The organism is Nocardiopsis dassonvillei subsp. dassonvillei DSM 43111, assembly GCF_000092985.1.
Lineage (GTDB): Bacteria > Actinomycetota > Actinomycetes > Streptosporangiales > Streptosporangiaceae > Nocardiopsis > Nocardiopsis dassonvillei.
In genome coordinates, this window is the sequence record NC_014210.1 from 1,704,185 (window position 1) to 1,722,061 (window position 17,877).

Here is a 17,877-nt window from a genome sequence, read left to right on the forward strand (position 1 = left end):
GACAAGGACCGCTCACGACCTTCCGAAGGACCACGCCATGACCGACACCGCAGCAGCGCCCGCCGCGGCGCCCACCCCGCTCACCCTGGACCGCCTGTCCGAGCTGACCGCCGAGGTCGCCCGGGAGGTCCGGGAGGGGCTCCACGAGGTCCGCTTCGACGCACGGAACCGCTGGTCGGTCCGGCTGCGCGCCGACGACCACACCGACGTCTGGCTGATCTCCTGGACCCCCGACCAGTCCACCCGCCTGCACGACCACGCCGGTTCGCTCGGCGCGCTCACGGTCGTCGCCGGGGACCTGGTCGAGCGGTACTGGGACGCCGGGCTGCGCGAGCGCGCCCTGCCCGACGGCGGGGGAGGCCGCTTCCCGCTCGGCCACGTGCACGACGTCGTCAACGCCTCCGACTCGCCCGCCGTGAGCGTGCACGCCTACTCGCCGCCGCTGACCGCCATGCACTACTACGAGGTCGGCGGCGACGGGGCGCTGCGCCGCACCCGGAGCGTCCTGACCACCGACCCCGAACCGGACGCCCCCGTCCTGGAGGACGTGCCCGCCAGGGGAGGCCGCCGGTGAGCGCCGTCGAACGGCTCCTGGAGAGCGGGCGCGCACGTCTGGACCGGCTCTCGCCCGCCGAGGCGCTGGCGGCCCAGCGGGCGGGCGCCCTGCTGGTCGACACCCGCCCCGCCGTCAACCGCGAGGCCGAGGGGGAGATCCCCGGTGCGCTGGTGATCGACCGCAACGTGCTGGAGTGGCGGCTCGACCCCACCAGCCCGGACCGGATCCCCGAGGCCGACTCCGCGGACCGGCTCGTCGTGCTGTTCTGCAACGAGGGCTACGCCTCCAGCCTGGCCGCCGTCCAGCTCCAGGAGCTGGGCCTGACCCGGGCCACCGACATGGTCGGCGGCTACCGCTCCTGGCGGGCCCGGGGGCTGCCCGTCACCGGGCCCGCGCTCGGCGGCTGACACCCCCGGACCCCGACCCGGTGCCCTCCGCGCGGCCCCGCTCCCGGGGCCGCGCGCGGGCTTCTCAGGCCCCGACGGCGGACACCGACGCCGGAGGCCCCTCGTAGACGTAGCCGACCCTGCGCACGGTGGTGATGAGGCCCCCGGCGGGGCCGAGCTTGCGGCGCAGCCGGTGGACGTGCACGTCGATCGTGCGCGAGCTCTGTCCCCTCCGCGCGCTCCACACCCGCTCCAACAGCTCCTCGCGGGGGATGGCGCGTCCGGGCGAGGCGGTCAGGCAGTCCAGCAGCTCGTACTCCTGGTAGGTCAGCTCGACCTCCCTGCCGCCCGACCAGACCCGGCGGGCGCCGCGGTCCACGAGCAGCCCGGCGCGAACGCGGGGCGGCGGCCGGTCGGGTGTGCGCGGCTCGTCCACGACGACGCCGTAGACCAGCATGTACCTGTCGCCGCCGGGCAGCGGCAGCACGCCGAGGAGCGAGTGCTCGGAGCCGGGTCCACCGGCCGTGGGCGGCGGGTTCCGGGGCGGTGCGGGGGCGGGTGGTGCGCCGAGAGGGCTGTGTGCGCTGGGCATGCTCCCCATGATGCGCGCATAACCCTATAATTTCTACCGCTTTAGTAGGGAATATGATCCGTGTGGCCGATGCCACGTGCTCGGAGTCCGAGAAGTGATAATTCCTACCAATTCGGTGGATTAGGCTCTGATCAGCCCCGCGGTACCCCACACGGTCCGCGGAGCCGCACCCTCGCCGGCACCCGTACCGGCCGCCGCGGGGCCCGTCCCCGCGATCCTCCATCCACGATCACGAAGGAGCGCACCATGCGCACGACTCCAGCCGCACTCGGAGCAGCCGCCCTCACCCTGGCGCTCGCCGCCTGCGGCGCGCCCAGCGAGCAGGCCGCCGAGTCCGGCGGCGAGGGGGACGTGCTGCGGGTGGGCGTCAGCCCGGTGCCGCACGGCGACATCCTCGCCTTCATCGAGGAGAACCTCGCCGAGGAGGCCGGGCTGAACCTGGAGATCGAGGAGATCTCCGACTACAACGTCCCCAACACCGCCCTGGTCGAGGGAGAGCTGGACGCCAACTACTTCCAGCACCGCGCCTTCCTCAACGAGTGGACGGCCAACGGGCCCGACGCCGAGCTCACCTACCTGACCGACGTCCACATCGAGCGGCTCGGCCTGTACTCCGAGAGCGTCGAGAGCATCGACGACCTGCCCGACGGCGCCGAGATCGCGGTCCCCAACGACCCGGCCAACCTCGCCCGCGCCCTGGGCATCCTGGAGGCCGAGGGCCTGGTGACCGTCGACCCCGAGGCCGGGGAGTCCGCCACCGAGAAGGACATCGTCGACAACCCGCGCGACATCACGGTGACCCCGCTGGAGGCCGCGCAGCTGCCCCGCTCGATCTCCGACGTGGACGCCGCGGTGGTCAACGGCAACTACGCCATCGAGACCGATCTGCCCGAGCAGTCCAACGTCCTGGCCTGGGAGCCCGAGGGCGACGACTACGTCGAGTCCTACGCCAACGGCCTGGTGACCCTGGCCGAGAACGCCGAGGACGAGCGCATCCAGCTGCTCGCCGAGCTGCTGCACGACGAGCGGGTCCTGGAGTTCATCCAGGAGTCCTGGCAGGGCGTGGTCCTGGCCGTGGACGCCGAGGGCGACATCGTCGAGACCGCTGCCGGCGACGACGCCTCCGAGAGCCCCGAGGCCAGCGCCGACGACGCCACCGAGAGCCCCGAGGCCGACCAGGAGTAGCCGGGGGTTCACAGGTACGGGTCGGCGCCCCGGCAGGGACCGCCGCCCGCACACCCCGTCCGTTCGCGAGGGCGGTGGAGCGGTCGGCTCCACCGCCCTTCGCCGTGTCCGGAGGTCGGGGCCGGACGGGTCGCGCGGCGGGAACGAGTCCGGAGCCCCCTGGCGCGCGACGCGCCCATCAGGCGGAGCCCGACCCCGGACGCGCCCGCACGGCGGACCGGATCAGCGTGCCCGGGTGGCGGACTCCGGGCGCCCCGTGCGCTCCCGCGCCGGGTTCCACCCGTCGTCCCCGGCCAGGTAGGCCTCAATGGTGTGCCGGGCGGCCTCGGTCGGGTCCATCTGCGGTCGGTCCGCGGTGACCAGCGCGCCGGGACCGGAGTTGCGGTACTCCAGCATCCGGAACCGGCGCCAGTCGTGGCCGGAGGCCATCGCGATCCAGCCCTCCCCGCGGAAGTGGCGGCCCATCCAGGAGTCGCGCACCAGCACCCGCGGCTCGGCGTCCGGATGCGAGCTGGGCACCCACGGGCGGCCCAGGTAGACGGTCCCGGCGGGGGCGTCACCGGTGAAGCGGCCGCGGGTGACCAGGAAGCCGAACTCCCGGCCGGGCCGGGTGCTCGGCGCGGTCACGTAGCCGTTGTCGGTGTCGCTGCCCCGGCCCAGGGAGTGGAACACGCACCCGTCGAACACGGCCGTGGCCCGGCCGAAGACGAAGTCCACGTCGCCCTCGACGTAGCAGCCGCGGTAGTACTGCCGCGCGGGGGTGTCCGCGTCCGGCGAGTCCGCGTACAGCGTGTCCTGGTGGCCCAGGAAGCGCACGTTGTCGAAGACCAGCCGGTCCCCGGTGGCGCGCAGCGCGACCGCCTGGGTTCCGGTGACGCCGGGGTGCTCCTCGCGCAGCCAGGAGTTCGCGAAGGTCAGGTCGCGGGCGTGCGTGCCGTCCCCGGAGATGAGGACGCTGGCGCTGCCGGACGTGCCGTGGACGCCCCCGCCGGGCCCGGGGGTGCCCGCCGCACGGTCGTAGGTGAGGACCACGTCCCGGGGGTCGCCGGTCGCGCCGAGCAGGGTGATCCCGGGTTTGTCCGCGGGAACCACCACCGGCTCGCGGTAGACGCCCGCCCCGACGCGGATGGTGACGCGTTCGTCGCCGCCCGCGGGCACGGCGTCGATCGCGGCCTGGACCCCGGTGTGGTCGCCGGAACCGTCGGCGGCCACGGTGATCACCCGGCCCTCCGCTCCGGGGGCGGCGGGGGAACTGCGGCGGACCATGGGCAGGCCCCTCTCCTGGGGTGAGCGCTTTCGCCAAGGGCGGTGCCGGTACTGCAACCGATTGCAGAACTGTCCCCGACGCGGCCGCGCCCCGTCAACCCCCGAGCGCGTCGAGGGGCCCGGCGCGACCGCCGGGCCCCTCGTCACGTGTGTCCGGGTCTAGGTGCGCACCAGCGGGGTGTCCACCAGGTGCTCGGCCACGAACCAGGCCTGGAGCTCGTTGGTGCGGATCACGTCCGACACCAGCAGGTCGTTGGTGCCGTCGTCCCCCAGCTCCTGTGTGCGCGCGGCGGCGTCGTGGCAGTCCTCCAGGATCGTCTCGTGCGCCTCCAGCAGGCGGGAGAGCATCGCGGGCACCTCCTCGGCGCCGTTGGGCGGGCGCGGGATGTTGGTGATCTCCGCGACGTGCCGGGGGTCGCCGACCGCCACCCCGCCGAGGGTCTGCACGCGCTCGGCCAGGTCGTCGATCAGCGCGGTCTGCTCGCCGGCGTGCTTGTCCATCAGCAGGTGCAGCTGGTAGAAGGTGTGCCCGCGCATGAGCCAGTGGTGCTTCTTGTACAGGTCGTGCAGGATGCGCGTGTCGCACAGCACCTGGTTGAGCCGCTGGCACGAGTACATCCGGGTGTCGTAGGACAGCCCGACCGGGAACTGGCGGACCGTCCCGAACTCCTGGATCTCCTCGCCGCTCTGGTGCAGCCACGGCTGGCTGCTCCTGGGCTTGGGTGCTCCGGTCTTGCGCTCTGCGGTCGTCACTCTGGTCCCCCTCCAGTCGGTGTGACTCGTGTCGCGGGGAGCGCGCACGGTGGCCGCGCTCCGCCTGCCAGTCTCGGCTACCCACCGCTTCCGGGGGTCTAACCCCGCGCCAACCGAGGGTAAGTTTCGTGTGCTTTCACTGGTCGGAGCGGTCCGCCGGGGCCGGGGCGGGGTGTGCCGGGCCGCGGCGCACCGGGACCGTCGCAGGCGGACGCTAGTGTCCGGCCGGAGCATCCCCGTGAGAGAGGAGTCCCATGAGCTGGGACGTACTGCTGACGTCGGCGCCCGCGGAAGCGAGGTCCGTCGACGACCTCCCCGAGGACCTCGGGACCGAGTCCATCGCGCCGCTGCCGCGGCTCCTGGCGACGCTGCGCGAGGCCTTCCCCGAGGCGGACCTGTCCGATCCGGCCTGGGGCCACCTCCGGGACGAGGAGCAGGGGTGGAGCGTGGAGCTCAACATCGGCGCGGAGGATCCGGTCAGGACCGTGATGCTCCACGTCCGCGGCGGCGACGCCGTGCCCGCCATCCTCCGCATGGCCCAGGTGCTCGGCTGCCGCGCCCTCGACTGCTCGAGCGGCGACTTCCTGTGCGAGGACGGCGACGGCGGATGGGAGTCCTTCCGGGAGTACCGCGACCAGGTCCTCCAGCAGACGCCACCGGAGGGGACCGGGCCGTCCACGGCGCCCTGATCCGCGCCGGAACCGGTCAGGGCGCGATCGCGCAGGCGGTCTCCAGCACGAACCGCTGCCAGGGCCGGTGCGGGTCGTGCCCGGTCAGCTCCCGCACCCGGCGCAGCCGGTAGCGCAGCGTCTGGGCGTGCACGTGCAGCGCCTGCGCGGCCGTGGTCGCCGCGCCCTCGCGCAAGTAGGCCCGCAGCGTCTCCAGCAGGTGGGCGTTGCCCTCGGCCAGCAGCGGCCCCAGCACCGTGCGGCGGACCGCGGCCGGGGCGACCGGGCCGCCGTTGAGCAGTGCCAGCACGCACGCGTCGGAGGTCCCGAGCAGCCCCCGGGAGTCGAAGGCGTGCGCGGGTGCGGTCTCCAGGGCGCCGTCGGCCAGCCGGTAGGCGGCCGACATGTCCGTCAGCGCGCGCGGCTCCAGCACGCACCCGCGCCAGGGGCGTCCGCCGAGCACGGCGGCCACCCGGTCGGCGTCGTCGGGGCGGACCAGCAGCACCACGCGTCCCGAGCGCGTGGTCACCAGCGGGTCGGCGCCCGCCGGTTCCACCAGGCCCAGCAGTTCCATCCCGGCGGCGAGCGCGGCCGACCGCGGCGCCCCGTCGCAGGGGCCGCCGTCGGCCTCGGCCACCACCAGCACCGCCGGGTCGGGCGGGGCGATGCCCAGGGTCCGCGCCCGGTCGCGGATGGCCCCGCGCGAGGCCTGCCGTCCGATCAGCAGGTCGTCCAGGAAGGCCCGGCGGGCCCGCTCCAGGTCCGCGTCCAGGCGGCGCGCGGCCTCGGCGTGGCCCGCGGACAGGCTCTCGGAGATCTGGTCGATCGAGGTCAGCCACAGTTCGCCCAGGGCGAACACGTCGGCGGCGTCGAGCCGGTCGGAGGCGAGTTCGGCGACCAGGCGCACCGCCGCCGCCGAGCCCACCCGGTGCGCGCGCACCACCGCGCCGATCGAACGCCCGTCGGCCGCCCGGGACCGGCCGATGCCGCGCAGCCGCTCCACGTCCTCCGGCGGCAGCCGCGTCGCCCCGGCCGCCCACAGCTCCAGTGAGCGGCCCATCAGCCACCCGGTGATCGCCCGGACCTCGGTGAGCTGGGACCCGTGCAGCGCGCGGTAGGCCGGGACCTCGGCGTGCACCTCGGCGACGATGCGCTCGACCAGCCCGGCCCGCTCCCGCGCCAGCTCGGCGCCGACCCGGGCACGCTGTTCGTGTCCCATCGCCCCACCTCCAGAACGGCCAGGGAAGCCTATCGGCAAGCCCTCGTGCGCAGGGGAGGGAAGAGCGTGCGGGCAGGACCGGCCCCACCGGGGTAGGGGGAGAGAGGAGAGAACACAGTGACGAGTGGGAGGCGCCGCCGGGGCGGAGGACGGCACCGGGGGAACCCCGTGCCGCTCCCACCGGCGGCTCCCTCCGCCCGCGCGGAGAACTCGGTGTCCGGGATGTCCCCACACGTCGGCTGTCACCGGGCGTGAACGGTAAAAAGCCCGCACAGCCACGGCGCATCTGGGACCGCGACCCGCCCGGACGTGGCAGTATGCGACTGCGGTAGGGGGAAGACCGCATGTTGGAAGAGCAAGGCAGACCGTTCGGAGCCGACGGGGGATGAGACAGATGCAGCAGACGACCGTTCCAGAACTCACTCTGGGTAATGGCCTGCGCATTCCGCAGCTGGGCTTCGGCGTGTGGCAGGTGTCCCAGGAGGAGGTCGTGGCGGCCGTCTCCACCGCGCTGGAGGCGGGCTACCGCAGCATCGACACCGCGGCCGCCTACGGCAACGAGGAGGGGGTGGGCGAGGCGCTGCGCCGCTCGGGCCTGGAGCGCGGCGAGCTGTTCGTGACGACCAAGCTGGCCAACCCCGACCAGGGCTACGACGCCACCCTGCGCGCCTTCGAGGCCAGCCTGGGACGCCTGAACCTGGACACCGTCGACCTGTACCTCGTGCACTGGCCCATGCCCCGCCGGAACCTGTACGTGCCGACCTGGAAGGCGCTGGAGCGCCTCTACGCCGAGGGCCGCGTCCGGGCCATCGGCGTGTCCAACTTCCAGCGCCCGCACCTGGAGCGGGTCATGGAGGAGGGCGGTATCACGCCCATGGTCAACCAGATCGAGCTGCACCCGCTGCTCACCCAGGCGGACATGCGCTCCTTCGACGCCAAGCACGGCATCGTCACCGAGGCGTGGAGCCCCCTGGGGCAGGGCAAGCTGCTCGGCCACCCGACCGTCGTCGCGGTCGCCGAGGCGCACGGGCGCACGCCCGCGCAGGTGCTGCTGCGCTGGCACATCCAGCTCGGCAACGTGGTGATCCCCAAGTCGGTGACCCCCGAGCGCATCCGCTCCAACTTCCAGGTCTTCGACTTCGAGCTCTCCCGCGCGGAGATGGACCGCATCAGCGGGCTCAACACCGACAGCAGGTTCGGCCCCGACCCCGACGACTTCGACGGCGCCTGAACCTCCCCGCCGCCCGCCGGGGCTAGGAGGGGCCCTCCTAGCCGCGCAGCTCCCGGTGCCTGCGGGCCCCGGCCAGGACGGCCTCGGTGCCGTTGCGGCGCATGCGGCCGACGTAGACGGCGCCGCCGACGAAGATGGCGGCGAAGACCCCCAGCACGGCGACGAGGGCGAGGGCGGACAGCAGCACAGTGATCGACATGCGCTCATCGTAGCCGCACGTGCGGCGGGTTCCCAAAGGGCCCGTCCGTGACGGTCGGCGGGCGCGACACGGGCAGGAGGGGCCGCCGATGGGCCGGACACCGCACGAGATCGTCAACCCGCTCACCCTCGCCGAGCCGACGGGGTCCTCCCACGCGCTCGTGGTCAGCCCCGGGCGGGTGGTCCACGTCGGCGGGCAGCGCGCGCACCGCCCCGACGGCAGGATCGTCGGGGAGGGCCTGGCGGAGCAGTTCGACCGCGCGCTCGCCAACGCGGTGGAGGCGCTGCGCGCTGCGGGAGCCGAGCCCGCCCACGTGGTGGACATGCGCGTCTTCACCACGTCCATGGCGGCCTACCGTGCCCACGGCCAGAGCATGGGCGCGGTCTACCGGCGGCACATGGGCCGCTTCCACCCGCCGACGACGGTCCTGGGGGTGGTGGACCTCCTGGACCCCGACGCCGTGGTGGAGGTGGCGTGCACCGCCGTGGTCCCCGACGCGGCCGGGAGCGGACCCCTGCGCGCGGAGCAGGTGTGGAGACCGGTCGAGGAGGCCGGACGGCCCGGGGTCACCGTCTCCTCGGACGGGGTCGGTCCGCTTCCGGCCCGGGAGTGTCCGTAGCGCCCCCGGTGCCGCGTTCCGGGGCCCGGGCGGGAGCAGCGGCGGCGGCCTCGGCCCGTCGCCCCGGTAGCCGGTCGGGGGTGCTCGTGGTGGAACCGGCCGTGCGTTTCGGTTCCCGGTCGGGAGCGCCGGTAGCCTTCGCGTCCGTCCGGGCGGCCCGGCTCCCGGTTCCCCCGGTGCTCACCAGCACCACGGCCACCGCGCACACCGCCATCCCCGCCAGGGCGGCTGGCCCCACGGGATCGCCGAACATCAGCCACGACCACACCAGCGTGGTGGGCGGGGTCAGGTACAGCAGGGCCGACACCCGGGCCACGCCCGAGCGGGCCAGGACGGCCCAGTACAGGCCGTAGCCGCCCAGGGTGGACAGCACCACCACCCACACCACCGCCGCCCAGAACCCGGGGTCGGCGGGCGGCGCCAGCGTCCCGGTGACCGCGGCCAGCCCCGTGAACAGCACCGCGCTCACCGCGCACTGCACCGCCAGGGCCTGCACCACCGAGCCCCCGGGCCGCGCGCGGCGCTCCAGCAGGGTCGCGGCCACCAGGGACAGCATCGCCCCGAACGGCAGCAGGTAGCCCCACCACGGCGCCGCGCCCGGCCGGAACAGGTCCGCGCCCACCACCAGGCCGACCCCGCCCAGCCCCAGCGCGAGGCCCGCCAGCTGGCGCGGCCGCACCCGTTCGCCCAGCAGCGGGACGGCCAGGGCGGTCGCCACCAGGGGCTGGAGGGCGGCCACCAGCGCGCTCGTCCCGGCGGCCACGCCCGCCTGCGCGGCGGCGAACACCCCGTACAGGTACCCGGACTGGGCCAGCAGGCCCAGCACGGCGTGCGCCGCCAGGTCCCGCCGGGACATCCGCGGGCCCCGCCACAGCCACCACCCCGCCAGCAGGGCGGCCACGACCAGGAAACGCCAGGCCAGCAACGTGGTCGCGGGCGCGTACCGGGTGCCCAGATCCGCGCCGACGAAGCCGGAGCTCCACATCACCACCAGTCCGGCGGCGAGCAGGAGGGGCGGTACGGAGCGGCGGGGACGTGTCTCGGTGTGTTCCATGCGGGCAGGTAAACACACCGGTCGGTATACTCACAATGTAGTCCGAACGAGGCGCCCCGGCGGCGGGGCGCGAGGGAGGGAGTGGACACCGTGCCCGGTACCGCGACGACACCGCTGACCCCGGCCGCGCGCCGCGTCCTGGACGTGGCGACCGAGCTGTTCTACACCCGCGGGATCAACACCGTGGGCATGGAGCTGGTCGCCGAGCGGGCGGGGGTCACCAAGAAGACCATCTACGACCGCTTCGGCTCCAAGCAGCAGCTCGTCGTCCACTACCTGCGCGCACGCGACGCCCGCTGGCGCGCGTACCTGGACGGCTACCTGGAGCGGGCCCGGACCCCGAGGGAGCTGGTGGCCGCCACGTTCGACGCCCTGGACGACTGGACGGGCGAGGAGAACCCGCGCGGCTGCGCCATGGTCAACGCCTACGCCGAGCTCTCCGACCCCGAACACCCCGGCCGCGCCGTCGCCGAGGAACAGAAACGGTGGCTGCGCGGCCTCTACACCGACCTCGCCGAGCGGTCGGGCGCCAGGGACCCCGGGGCGCTCGGCGACGCGCTGGCCATGCTGCACGAGGGCGCCGTGGTGGCCCGCAACGTCACCGGGGTCGCCGACGCCGCGCGCACCGCCCGCGCCGCGGCGGACGCCCTGATGACCGTGCACGGCGCGGACTGAGGGCGCCGGAGCCGGGGCGTGTCCGGCCGTTCCGGGCGGGGGAGCGGGGATCGGGGCCCGAGGGGTGGGGCCGGAGCCCGTCCGGGCCCGCGAACAGGGGACCGGGGCCGCGACGGGCGCGCTCCGGTCCCGCCGGGGCTCAGGTGTAGCCGAGCCGGGACAGCTCCGTGCCCGCCACCTGGCGCACGTCGCCGTACTGGTCGCGCGTCAGGCGCTCGCGCCACGACCCCACGCCCCAGGACTCCGCGGTCAGCAGCTCCGAGGCCGACACCCGCGCCCCGGTGAACTCCCGCAGCCGCTCGGCCGCCTCCACCTCGCCGCCGTGCACGTCCTCGTAACGCAGGGTCATCAGCTGCTCGGCGCCGATGGAGCGGCGCAGCAGGGCCGACATGCGGATCGCCCCGCGCCAGCGCATCGCGCACTTGGCGGCGGTGGAGCCCTCCGTGAACGCGGACAGGTCCGACTCCTCCTCCAGGCCGAAGAAGTGGTTGGGGAACTCGTGGTCGAGCTTCATGAAGCTCGGCTTGAGCCAGGCCAGCGAGCGCTCGTCCTCCATCATGTCCGCGATGACGTCGCGGCCGTCCCGGATGACCTGGACGAACAGGGCGTCGGGGAAGGCCGCGTGCAGGGCGGTGGCGCAGAACAGCAGGTCGGGGCTGGCGTCGCCGTAGCGGCGCACCTCCGCGCTGTGCTCGCACGGCTCGGCGGCGGCGTTGGCGGGCACGCGCGCCCACGGCCCCGGACAGCGCGGGCAGGTCAGGGGCGTGAGCTGCCAGGCCTCGGCGTAGGCCTCGCGCAGCAGGCTCGCCGTCCCGGCGACCTTCTCCAACGCGAGGGAGGGGCGTCTGGCCACGGCGTAGACGGCGTTGAGCACGCCCGACGAGCCCGCGCCCAGGTGCAGGCCGGGCACGCGCGACAGGGCACGGGCGACCTCGGCGACTCCCGAGTGGGGAGCGCCCAGGACGAACACCGGGCGCTCGACCTTGGTCCCGTTGACCACGAGGATGTAGGACGGCTGCTTCATGACGGTGTCGATTTTCGCACCCTTTGCCCACCTCGTGTGCATCGGCAGGGGATGTGGCCTCCGTGCCCTTCCTGTGCCCCCGAGATTACGCTCCGGTTCGGACCGGCGCCGCGCACCGCCGCGGCCCGGGGCGGTGCGCCGGAGCGTCGCGGGGCGCGCCGTGCGCGGCGGCGGGCGCGGTGGGGCGAACGGTGCCCCGCCCGCGTAAGAATGGGGGGTATGGCCTCGACGACCACCGAATCAGCGCCCTTCTCCGACCCAGGGGAGTTCGAACGGGCCGCCGAACTCCTGGAGTCCGCCGAACGCGTCACGGTCCTCACCGGGGCGGGCGTGTCCACCGACTCCGGCATCCCCGACTTCCGCGGACCGCACGGGGTGTGGACCACCGACCCGGACGCGCAGGCCCTCTCCGACATCGACATCTACATGGGCGACGCGGACGTGCGCCGCAGGGTGTGGGCCCAGCGCCGCACCCACCCGGTGTGGCGGGCCCGCCCCAACGCCGCGCACCGCGCCCTGGCCGACCTGGAGGCCACCGGGCGGCTGCGGGCCCTGATCACCCAGAACATCGACGGCCTGCACCAGCGGGGCGGGACGTCCGAGGACGCGGTCATCGAGGTGCACGGCACCATGCTGCGGGTGGTGTGCATGGCGTGCGGCCTGCGCACGCCGAGCGAGACGGTGCTGGCGCGACTGGACGAGGAGTCCGACCCCCGCTGCCCGGAGTGCGGCGGCATCCAGAAGTCCGACACCATCTCCTTCGGGCAGCGGCTCGACGCGGACGTCGTCGACGCGGCCAGCCGGGCCGCCCGCGAGTGCGACGTGTTCCTGGCCGTGGGCACGTCGCTGACGGTCCACCCGGTGGCGGGGCTGTGCGACGTGGCCATGATGGCGCGGGCCAGCCTGGTGGTCGTCAACGCCGAGCCCACGCCCTACGACGACTTCGCCGGCGCCGTGGTCCGCGACCCCATCGGCACGGCGCTCCCCGCCCTGGTGGAGCGGGTGCGCGCGGCAGGGTAGGGGCGGCGAAGACCGTCTCGGCCGTGCCGGGTTCCGGCACGGCCGGTTGCCGGGGCGGCGCGCTCAGCCCCCGCTGCTGCTGTACCGGCCCGTCGGGGAAGGCGTTCGGCGCAGCCCGGGGACGGTGTCGGCGGCCTGTTCTCCGATCCGCCCGACACCGCCGACGGCACGGGGGCCGTGTTCCGACGCCCACGAGGCCCGGGCGAGTCCGAGGACCCGCTCGAAGACGTCCTCGTGCGTGTACGGGGCCAGGACCCGCAGGACCGGGACGACCGTCTCCTCCCGGAGCTGGGGCCCGACCACGACCGTCCGCACACCGTTGAGGTAGAGGTTGACGACATCCACGAGTTCGGTAGCGAACGCGGACGCCTCGGACACCAGGGCCAGGTCCTCCGCCGCCTGCCTGAGCACCACCAGTTCGAGGCGTCCGAGGGCCCGCTGCGCGAGCAGGCGCCGGTAGGTGCGCAGGCGCTCCCCGGGGTTTTCGGCGGCGGGCTCCAGCCGCAGCCGCATGAGCTCGTGGGCCTCCGTCCACGTCGCCTCGGAGTGGACGTCCGAGTACCAGGTGCCCAGGTCCTCCGACACGTGGCCCAGGTAGGGCAGAAGCCCGAACATGAAGCGCGCGGCCGTGCCGTTGACGCGCATAGCCATCGACCGGAGCAGACGGGAGGCGACCGTGTCGTAGGACACGGAGATGCCGTAGGGGTCGGTCACGGAGGGCGCGGCGTCGTTGTTCTTGCGCAGTTCGAACCCCATGCACTCCCCGACGTTGACCGGTGCGCCGTCCTCCCTGCCGATGACCGTCACGGGGCCGTCGGCCTCCCAGCCATCCAGGTGGCGGACGCGGAGCACGGACACGATGCTGAACCACTCGGCGCCGGGCAGGGTGCGCCACATCGTGGTGGTGCCCTGGAGGGTCTGGTCGGGCTCGTGCGCCTCCGGGAAGAGCTCGCGCGCGTCCACCGGCTCCTCCCGCACCAGGCACAGCAGGATCATGAGGTTGCTGGTGTAGTTGGCCTCGCGCTGGGTCACCGGCAGCCGCGTGGGCTCGTAGGCACCGTACGAGCGGTTGGGGGCGGGGAAGGGCGCCTCCTGGAACAGCTCCACGAGCAGCCGCGCGTAGTCCTCGCGGGCCTCCGGCTCCTCGGTGAACCGCCGTTCCAGGAGTTCGGAGAGGAAGTCCACGACCTTCTCCCTGCCCGCGTAGCTGGCGAAGGAGGACAGGGCGTACAGCTCGCCGTCGTCGGGACGCGTACTCCGCGCCCGGCGCCGTGAGGAGCGCGCGCGTGAGGCGTCCAGCTCGTCCAGGGCGACGATCACCGCCCTGGCCACCAGGTACTCGCCGAAGGTGGCGTGCAGGAACTCGAACACGCTCGCGGTGCCCTCGCCGCGCCTGGCCCGGGACTCGTGGACGAAGAAGAACCTGCCCAGCACCTGGTGGGCGGGGTCGATCCGCCCGTGCAGGTCGGTCTCGGCCGCGCGCACCGCGGCGTCGGGCATGAGGACCGCGAGGTCCCGGTCCAGCTCGTCGGCGCTCACACTCTGCTTGCGCCGGGTGAACATCGCCAGCGCGGCGATCTCCAGACGGCGCAGCTCCTCCTCGACCGCGTCGTCGAAGTCGTTCCTGCCCAGACCGGAGTGGTGCTTGTCCACCTCGCGCCTGGCGAACATCGTCAGCAGCCGTTCGTACAGCTCCCCGTGGGACAGGGCGTGCGAGGCGCGCCGCAGACCGTTGTCCCCGGCGTCGTAGATGAGCAGCATGAGCAGCAGCAGGGGCTGCTCGGCCAGTTCGCGGTAGGGCAGGAGGGAGTCGACGGACAGCGGTTCGAGGCCCCGGGAGGCCAGGGCCCGCGCGTTCGCCTCGTTCCACACCCGGACCATCTGTCCGATCTGGGCCTCGGTGAAGGGTTCCAGCCGGACCACGGTGGTGCCCAGGGGGAAGCGCGTCCGGTCCGCCACGACCGTGCGGCTGGTGACGATGACCGCCACGGGCTGCCCCAGAGCCTCCTGCTTGTGCTGGAACTCCTCCACCCGCTCCAGGTAGTCGGAGCGGTCCACACCGGTCGCCTGGAGGAGTTCGTCGAAGCCGTCCAGGATGATGACGGGCAGCGCGCCGTCCGCCGACTCGGCGAGTTCGCGCCAGGACACGCGGGTGTGGAGCGTCTCGGCGAGTCCTTCCTCGATCTGCGCGTGGATGGGCGCGTTCGGCTGGACCGAGCGAAGCTCCACCCGGATGGGGAGGAAGTCGGCGGCGGGCAGGTGGGCCGCGAGCATCTCGGTGAACTTGGACTTGCCCGCGCCCGGGTGGCCCAGGACGACCGTGGGGGTCTCGACGGAGTCCGCATGGATCAGGTGCAGCGCGAAGAAGCGCCGGAGGTCGTCCACGAGTGCGGCCTCCTGCCACGCCTCCTCCGTGGAGGGGGAGCCGTTGGTGTCGGCCCTCAGCACACGGCCGCACGGCGGCACGTAGGCGTCCTCCAGGGCGGGCAGGACCAGCCCCGACGACGCCTCGTCCGAGCGCAGCACGGGCTGGCGCAGCACCGCCCGGTAGGAGGCGGCGAGTTCCCGCCTGCGCTGGTCCACCGGTCGGCCGGAGCCCGCCAGCTCCAGCAGTCTGCCCAGCTCCCCGAACCCGTGGGCGAGGACCTGGCGGGTGTGGTCGTGCTCGTAGAGGTGCACCCACATGCCGAACTCGGGGACCTCGGCGGCGAGCTGGCGCAGGTACTCGGTGAGCCGCCGGGCGGCGTCCTCGGGGACCTCGTCGATCAGCCGTGCCATGAGGGGGTGGTCGTGGTCCACAGCGTGTGCGACGGCCTCGGGGTGGCCCACCAGGATGTCGCTGAAGCTGCCCGTGAGGAGGTGGAAGACCTGGAGGATCTCGTAGGGTTCCACGTCCTCGGTGTGCACGTCGGCGGGGGCGGGGAGCGCCCCCAGGTCCTGGAGGGCCGAGTCGAAGGACGTGAACGGTGCGGCGTCGCCGAGCCTGAGCGCGTCCAGGGAGAAGGGAGCTTCGGCCCTGTCGAGGCACTCCTCCACCGCCTCGAAGAACGAGATGACGACCAGTACCTTGTGGGCCGCCTCGATCTTCTCCGTCCGGGACAGGCGGCTCTCACCGCTGATCTTGTCCCGGATGCCCTCGATGGCCTGGCGGCCCTTGCTCACCAGGAAACCGCGCAGGCCGAAGAGGTCGGGCACCCCCACCAGCCCCAGCCCGCCGTCCGCGAGTTTCTCGGCGAGGTTCATCACCTCCGAGTCGTTCTGGCCGAGGACCTTGAGCGCGTCCGCGTAGGTGAGCCGTTTCGCCATCGGGGTGCCTCTTCCGGCTTCGAGGGAGGTGGGGGGAACACGGTCGGACCCGGCACCGGGGGTGGTGCCGAGTCCGCAGGTCAGCATGGGTTTCGGGGGTGAGGGGGAACGAGAGCGGTCCCGTGGTGGGATCCGCTAGGGCAGCTCCCAGTTCACCAGGTCGGAGTTCTGCTCCTTGAGCATCTCGTTGGCGCGGCTGAACGGCTTCGAGCCGAAGAACCCGTTCCGTGCCGACAGCGGGCTCGGGTGCGCGGACTCCACGCACGGCACGCCCGGCATCAGCGGGCGCAGGTTGCGGGCGTCGCGCCCCCACAGGATCGCCACCAGCGGCTTGTCGCGCTCGGCGAGCGCCCGGATGGCCTGCTCGGTGACGGCCTCCCAGCCCTTGCCCCGGTGCGAACCGGCCTTGCCCGGCTCCACCGACAGCACCCTGTTGAGCAGCAGCACGCCCTGCCGGGTCCACGGGGTCAGGTCGCCGTTGGAGGGCATGGGCACGCCCAGGTCGTCGACCATCTCCTTGTAGATGTTGCGCAGGCTCGCGGGCAGGCGCACGTCCGGGGCGACCGAGAAGCTCAGACCCACCGCGTTGCCCGGGGTCGGGTAGGGGTCCTGGCCCACGATGAGCACGCGCACGTCCTCGAAGGGCTGCTTGAAGGCGCGCAGGACGTTCTCACCGGCGGGGAGGTAGGTGCGGCCCTCCGCGACCTCCTGGCGCAGGAAGTCGCCCATCGCGGCGATCTGCGGCGCGACCGGCTCCAGGGCCTCGGCCCAACCGCTGTCCATGATTTCTTTCAGGTCCTTCGGCATGGCCAGAACACTAGCGGCAGCGGGCGACATCCACGTCCGCTTCGGGCCCGCCCCGTTCCCGGGAGCGCGCTTTCTCACCCGAGGACGCGGAGCCGGGAGCCGGTCTCGTCCACCCGGCCGGTCGTTCGCCCACACGGTGGCGCGGGTGGCGGGGAGGTCCGGAGCGCGCTGGCCTCACGCGTCGGGGACGAGCACGACCTTCCCGACGACCGTGCGGGACTCGGCGAGGGCCAGCGCGCGGGAGGCCTCCGAGAGCGGGACGCGGGCGGCCACCTGCGGTGTCAGGACCCCGTCGGCGAGCAGCCGCAGCACCTCGGTCAGGTCCTCGCGCAGCCGGGCGCGGAAGGCGTCGGCGCGGCGGGCGCGTCCGGCCCAGAAGTTGTAGAAGTGGGCGCTCCGGCCGTTGGGCAGGGCGTTCCACACCAGGAGCCGGCCGAAGAGCGCGAGCACGGGCAGCCGGGAGTCGCCCTCGACGTCCTTCGTCGACGCCGTGCCGTAGGAGACGAGTGTGCCGCCGCGCCGCAGCAGGCGCCACGACCGGACCAGGTTCCCGCCGCCGACGTGGTCGAACACCGCGTCCACGCCCTCGGGCGCCAGGTCCCGGATCCTGTCGTACACGTGCGGGTCGCGGTAGTCGACGGGGGTCGCGCCGAGCGCGCGCACGGCCTCGTGGTGGCGCGGCGCGGCCGTGCCGATCACGGTGATCCCGGCGTGCAGGGCGAGCTGGACCAGGACCGTGCCCACGCCGCCGTTGGCGCCCAGTACGACGACGGTGCCGCCCCGTCGCACGCGGGCCGTGCGGTGCAGCATCTGCCAGGCGGTGATGCCGTTGACGAGCAGCGTCTCGACCTGCGCCGGGTCCGTCCCCTCCGGCACCGCCACGAGATCGCGTGCGTCCAGGACCAGGTGGCTGGCCCAGGCGCCGGTCTTGGTGACGGCGGCGAAGCGGCGCCCGACGAGGGAGGCGTTCACGCCCGGACCGGCGGCCTCGACGGTGCCGACGACGTCGTAGCCCGGGACGAACGGGAACGGGGGCTGGTCGAAGTACTTGCCCCGGCGCATCTGCTGCTCGGCGAACGATACCCCGGTCGCCTCCATGCGCAGCAGGACGTGTCCGGCTCCGGGAGCGGACAGTGCTCGGGGCCGAACCTGGAGGCCGGAGGGTTCGACTCGGCCGGGCAGCAGGACCTGGGTGGCGGTGGTGGCGGCGACGGCGTTCATGGGGCCTCCTGTCGGAACAGTCTTGCTAACGCTCGTAAACTTACATGCGTAAACTCAAGGGTGCAAGACGGGCCCGACGACTTCCAGCCGTAAGGT

The 17,877-nt window shown here is 73.6% G+C and carries 18 protein-coding genes; 8 read left to right on the forward strand and 10 right to left on the reverse strand.

Annotation, left to right across the window (positions count from 1 at the left end; translation table 11 throughout):
• Positions 1-37: 37 nt before the first annotated feature.
• Positions 38-574 (forward strand): cysteine dioxygenase, encoded by a 537-nt coding sequence (locus NDAS_RS06895; protein ID WP_013152426.1) that lies wholly within the window; start codon positions 38-40, stop codon positions 572-574.
• Positions 571-963, forward strand: a complete 393-nt coding sequence (locus NDAS_RS06900) for a rhodanese-like domain-containing protein (protein ID WP_013152427.1) — start codon at positions 571-573, stop codon at positions 961-963. Before NDAS_RS06895 ends, NDAS_RS06900 begins: the two co-directional genes overlap by 4 nt.
• Before the next feature lie 64 nt (positions 964-1,027).
• On the opposite strand, the gene NDAS_RS06905 is transcribed toward NDAS_RS06900, so the two are convergent.
• Positions 1,028-1,534: a winged helix-turn-helix domain-containing protein gene (locus tag NDAS_RS06905; RefSeq protein WP_041552496.1), complete on the reverse strand. Its 507-nt coding sequence runs from the start codon at positions 1,532-1,534 to the stop codon at positions 1,028-1,030.
• 246 nt (positions 1,535-1,780) lie between these two features.
• Here NDAS_RS06905 and NDAS_RS06910 point away from each other — a divergent pair, with 246 nt between their 5' ends.
• Positions 1,781-2,719 carry a MetQ/NlpA family ABC transporter substrate-binding protein gene (locus NDAS_RS06910; protein ID WP_013152429.1) on the forward strand — a complete coding sequence of 313 codons (939 nt, stop codon included), beginning with the start codon at positions 1,781-1,783 and terminating at the stop codon, positions 2,717-2,719.
• A gap of 222 nt (positions 2,720-2,941) precedes the next feature.
• Here NDAS_RS06910 and NDAS_RS06915 read toward each other — a convergent pair whose 3' ends face one another.
• Both NDAS_RS06915 and NDAS_RS06920 read right to left on the reverse strand, forming a co-directional pair.
• The gene (locus NDAS_RS06915) at positions 2,942-3,985 is read right to left on the reverse strand and encodes a pectinesterase family protein (RefSeq protein ID WP_013152430.1); all 1,044 of its coding nucleotides are present in this window, start codon (positions 3,983-3,985) and stop codon (positions 2,942-2,944) included.
• A 159-nt stretch (positions 3,986-4,144) separates the two neighbouring features.
• On the reverse strand, positions 4,145-4,738 hold the full coding sequence (locus tag NDAS_RS06920; RefSeq protein ID WP_013152431.1) for a Dps family protein: 594 nt from the start codon (positions 4,736-4,738) through the stop codon (positions 4,145-4,147).
• A gap of 254 nt (positions 4,739-4,992) precedes the next feature.
• Between NDAS_RS06920 and NDAS_RS06925 the strand changes: the two genes are divergently transcribed.
• Positions 4,993-5,427: a hypothetical protein gene (locus tag NDAS_RS06925; RefSeq protein WP_013152432.1), complete on the forward strand. Its 435-nt coding sequence runs from the start codon at positions 4,993-4,995 to the stop codon at positions 5,425-5,427.
• 16 nt (positions 5,428-5,443) lie between these two features.
• Here NDAS_RS06925 and NDAS_RS06930 read toward each other — a convergent pair whose 3' ends face one another.
• The gene (locus tag NDAS_RS06930; RefSeq protein WP_013152433.1) at positions 5,444-6,625 is read right to left on the reverse strand and encodes a PucR family transcriptional regulator; all 1,182 of its coding nucleotides are present in this window, start codon (positions 6,623-6,625) and stop codon (positions 5,444-5,446) included.
• A gap of 394 nt (positions 6,626-7,019) precedes the next feature.
• Here NDAS_RS06930 and NDAS_RS06935 point away from each other — a divergent pair, with 394 nt between their 5' ends.
• The gene (locus NDAS_RS06935) at positions 7,020-7,856 is read left to right on the forward strand and encodes an aldo/keto reductase (protein ID WP_041552498.1); all 837 of its coding nucleotides are present in this window, start codon (positions 7,020-7,022) and stop codon (positions 7,854-7,856) included.
• Positions 7,857-7,893: 37 nt separating this feature from the next.
• On the opposite strand, the gene NDAS_RS28855 is transcribed toward NDAS_RS06935, so the two are convergent.
• Entirely contained in the window at positions 7,894-8,055 is a 162-nt protein-coding gene (locus NDAS_RS28855) for a hypothetical protein (protein ID WP_167539491.1), read from the reverse strand.
• An 88-nt stretch (positions 8,056-8,143) separates the two neighbouring features.
• Here NDAS_RS28855 and NDAS_RS06945 point away from each other — a divergent pair, with 88 nt between their 5' ends.
• Positions 8,144-8,674, forward strand: coding sequence for a RidA family protein (locus NDAS_RS06945; RefSeq protein WP_013152436.1), 531 nt, complete (start codon positions 8,144-8,146; stop codon positions 8,672-8,674).
• Here the strand turns inward: NDAS_RS06945 and NDAS_RS06950 are convergent.
• On the reverse strand, positions 8,622-9,728 hold the full coding sequence (locus tag NDAS_RS06950) for a DMT family transporter (RefSeq protein WP_013152437.1): 1,107 nt from the start codon (positions 9,726-9,728) through the stop codon (positions 8,622-8,624). The genes NDAS_RS06945 and NDAS_RS06950 overlap by 53 nt on opposite strands.
• A gap of 81 nt (positions 9,729-9,809) precedes the next feature.
• Between NDAS_RS06950 and NDAS_RS06955 the strand changes: the two genes are divergently transcribed.
• Positions 9,810-10,403: a TetR/AcrR family transcriptional regulator gene (locus NDAS_RS06955; RefSeq protein ID WP_013152438.1), complete on the forward strand. Its 594-nt coding sequence runs from the start codon at positions 9,810-9,812 to the stop codon at positions 10,401-10,403.
• A 139-nt stretch (positions 10,404-10,542) separates the two neighbouring features.
• Here NDAS_RS06955 and NDAS_RS06960 read toward each other — a convergent pair whose 3' ends face one another.
• Positions 10,543-11,427 carry a sulfotransferase family protein gene (locus tag NDAS_RS06960; protein WP_019609068.1) on the reverse strand — a complete coding sequence of 295 codons (885 nt, stop codon included), beginning with the start codon at positions 11,425-11,427 and terminating at the stop codon, positions 10,543-10,545.
• A 219-nt stretch (positions 11,428-11,646) separates the two neighbouring features.
• On the opposite strand from NDAS_RS06960, the gene NDAS_RS06965 reads away from it, so the two are divergent.
• Entirely contained in the window at positions 11,647-12,447 is an 801-nt protein-coding gene (locus tag NDAS_RS06965) for an SIR2 family NAD-dependent protein deacylase (RefSeq protein WP_013152440.1), read from the forward strand.
• Between the two features lie 63 nt (positions 12,448-12,510).
• On the opposite strand, the gene NDAS_RS06970 is transcribed toward NDAS_RS06965, so the two are convergent.
• From NDAS_RS06970 to NDAS_RS06980, 3 genes are all read right to left on the reverse strand, one after another.
• Positions 12,511-15,753: an NACHT domain-containing protein gene (locus NDAS_RS06970; RefSeq protein WP_013152441.1), complete on the reverse strand. Its 3,243-nt coding sequence runs from the start codon at positions 15,751-15,753 to the stop codon at positions 12,511-12,513.
• 135 nt (positions 15,754-15,888) lie between these two features.
• Entirely contained in the window at positions 15,889-16,560 is a 672-nt protein-coding gene (locus tag NDAS_RS06975; protein WP_071621807.1) for a uracil-DNA glycosylase, read from the reverse strand.
• Between the two features lie 174 nt (positions 16,561-16,734).
• Entirely contained in the window at positions 16,735-17,781 is a 1,047-nt protein-coding gene (locus tag NDAS_RS06980) for a medium chain dehydrogenase/reductase family protein (RefSeq protein ID WP_013152443.1), read from the reverse strand.
• Positions 17,782-17,877: the final 96 nt, after the last annotated feature.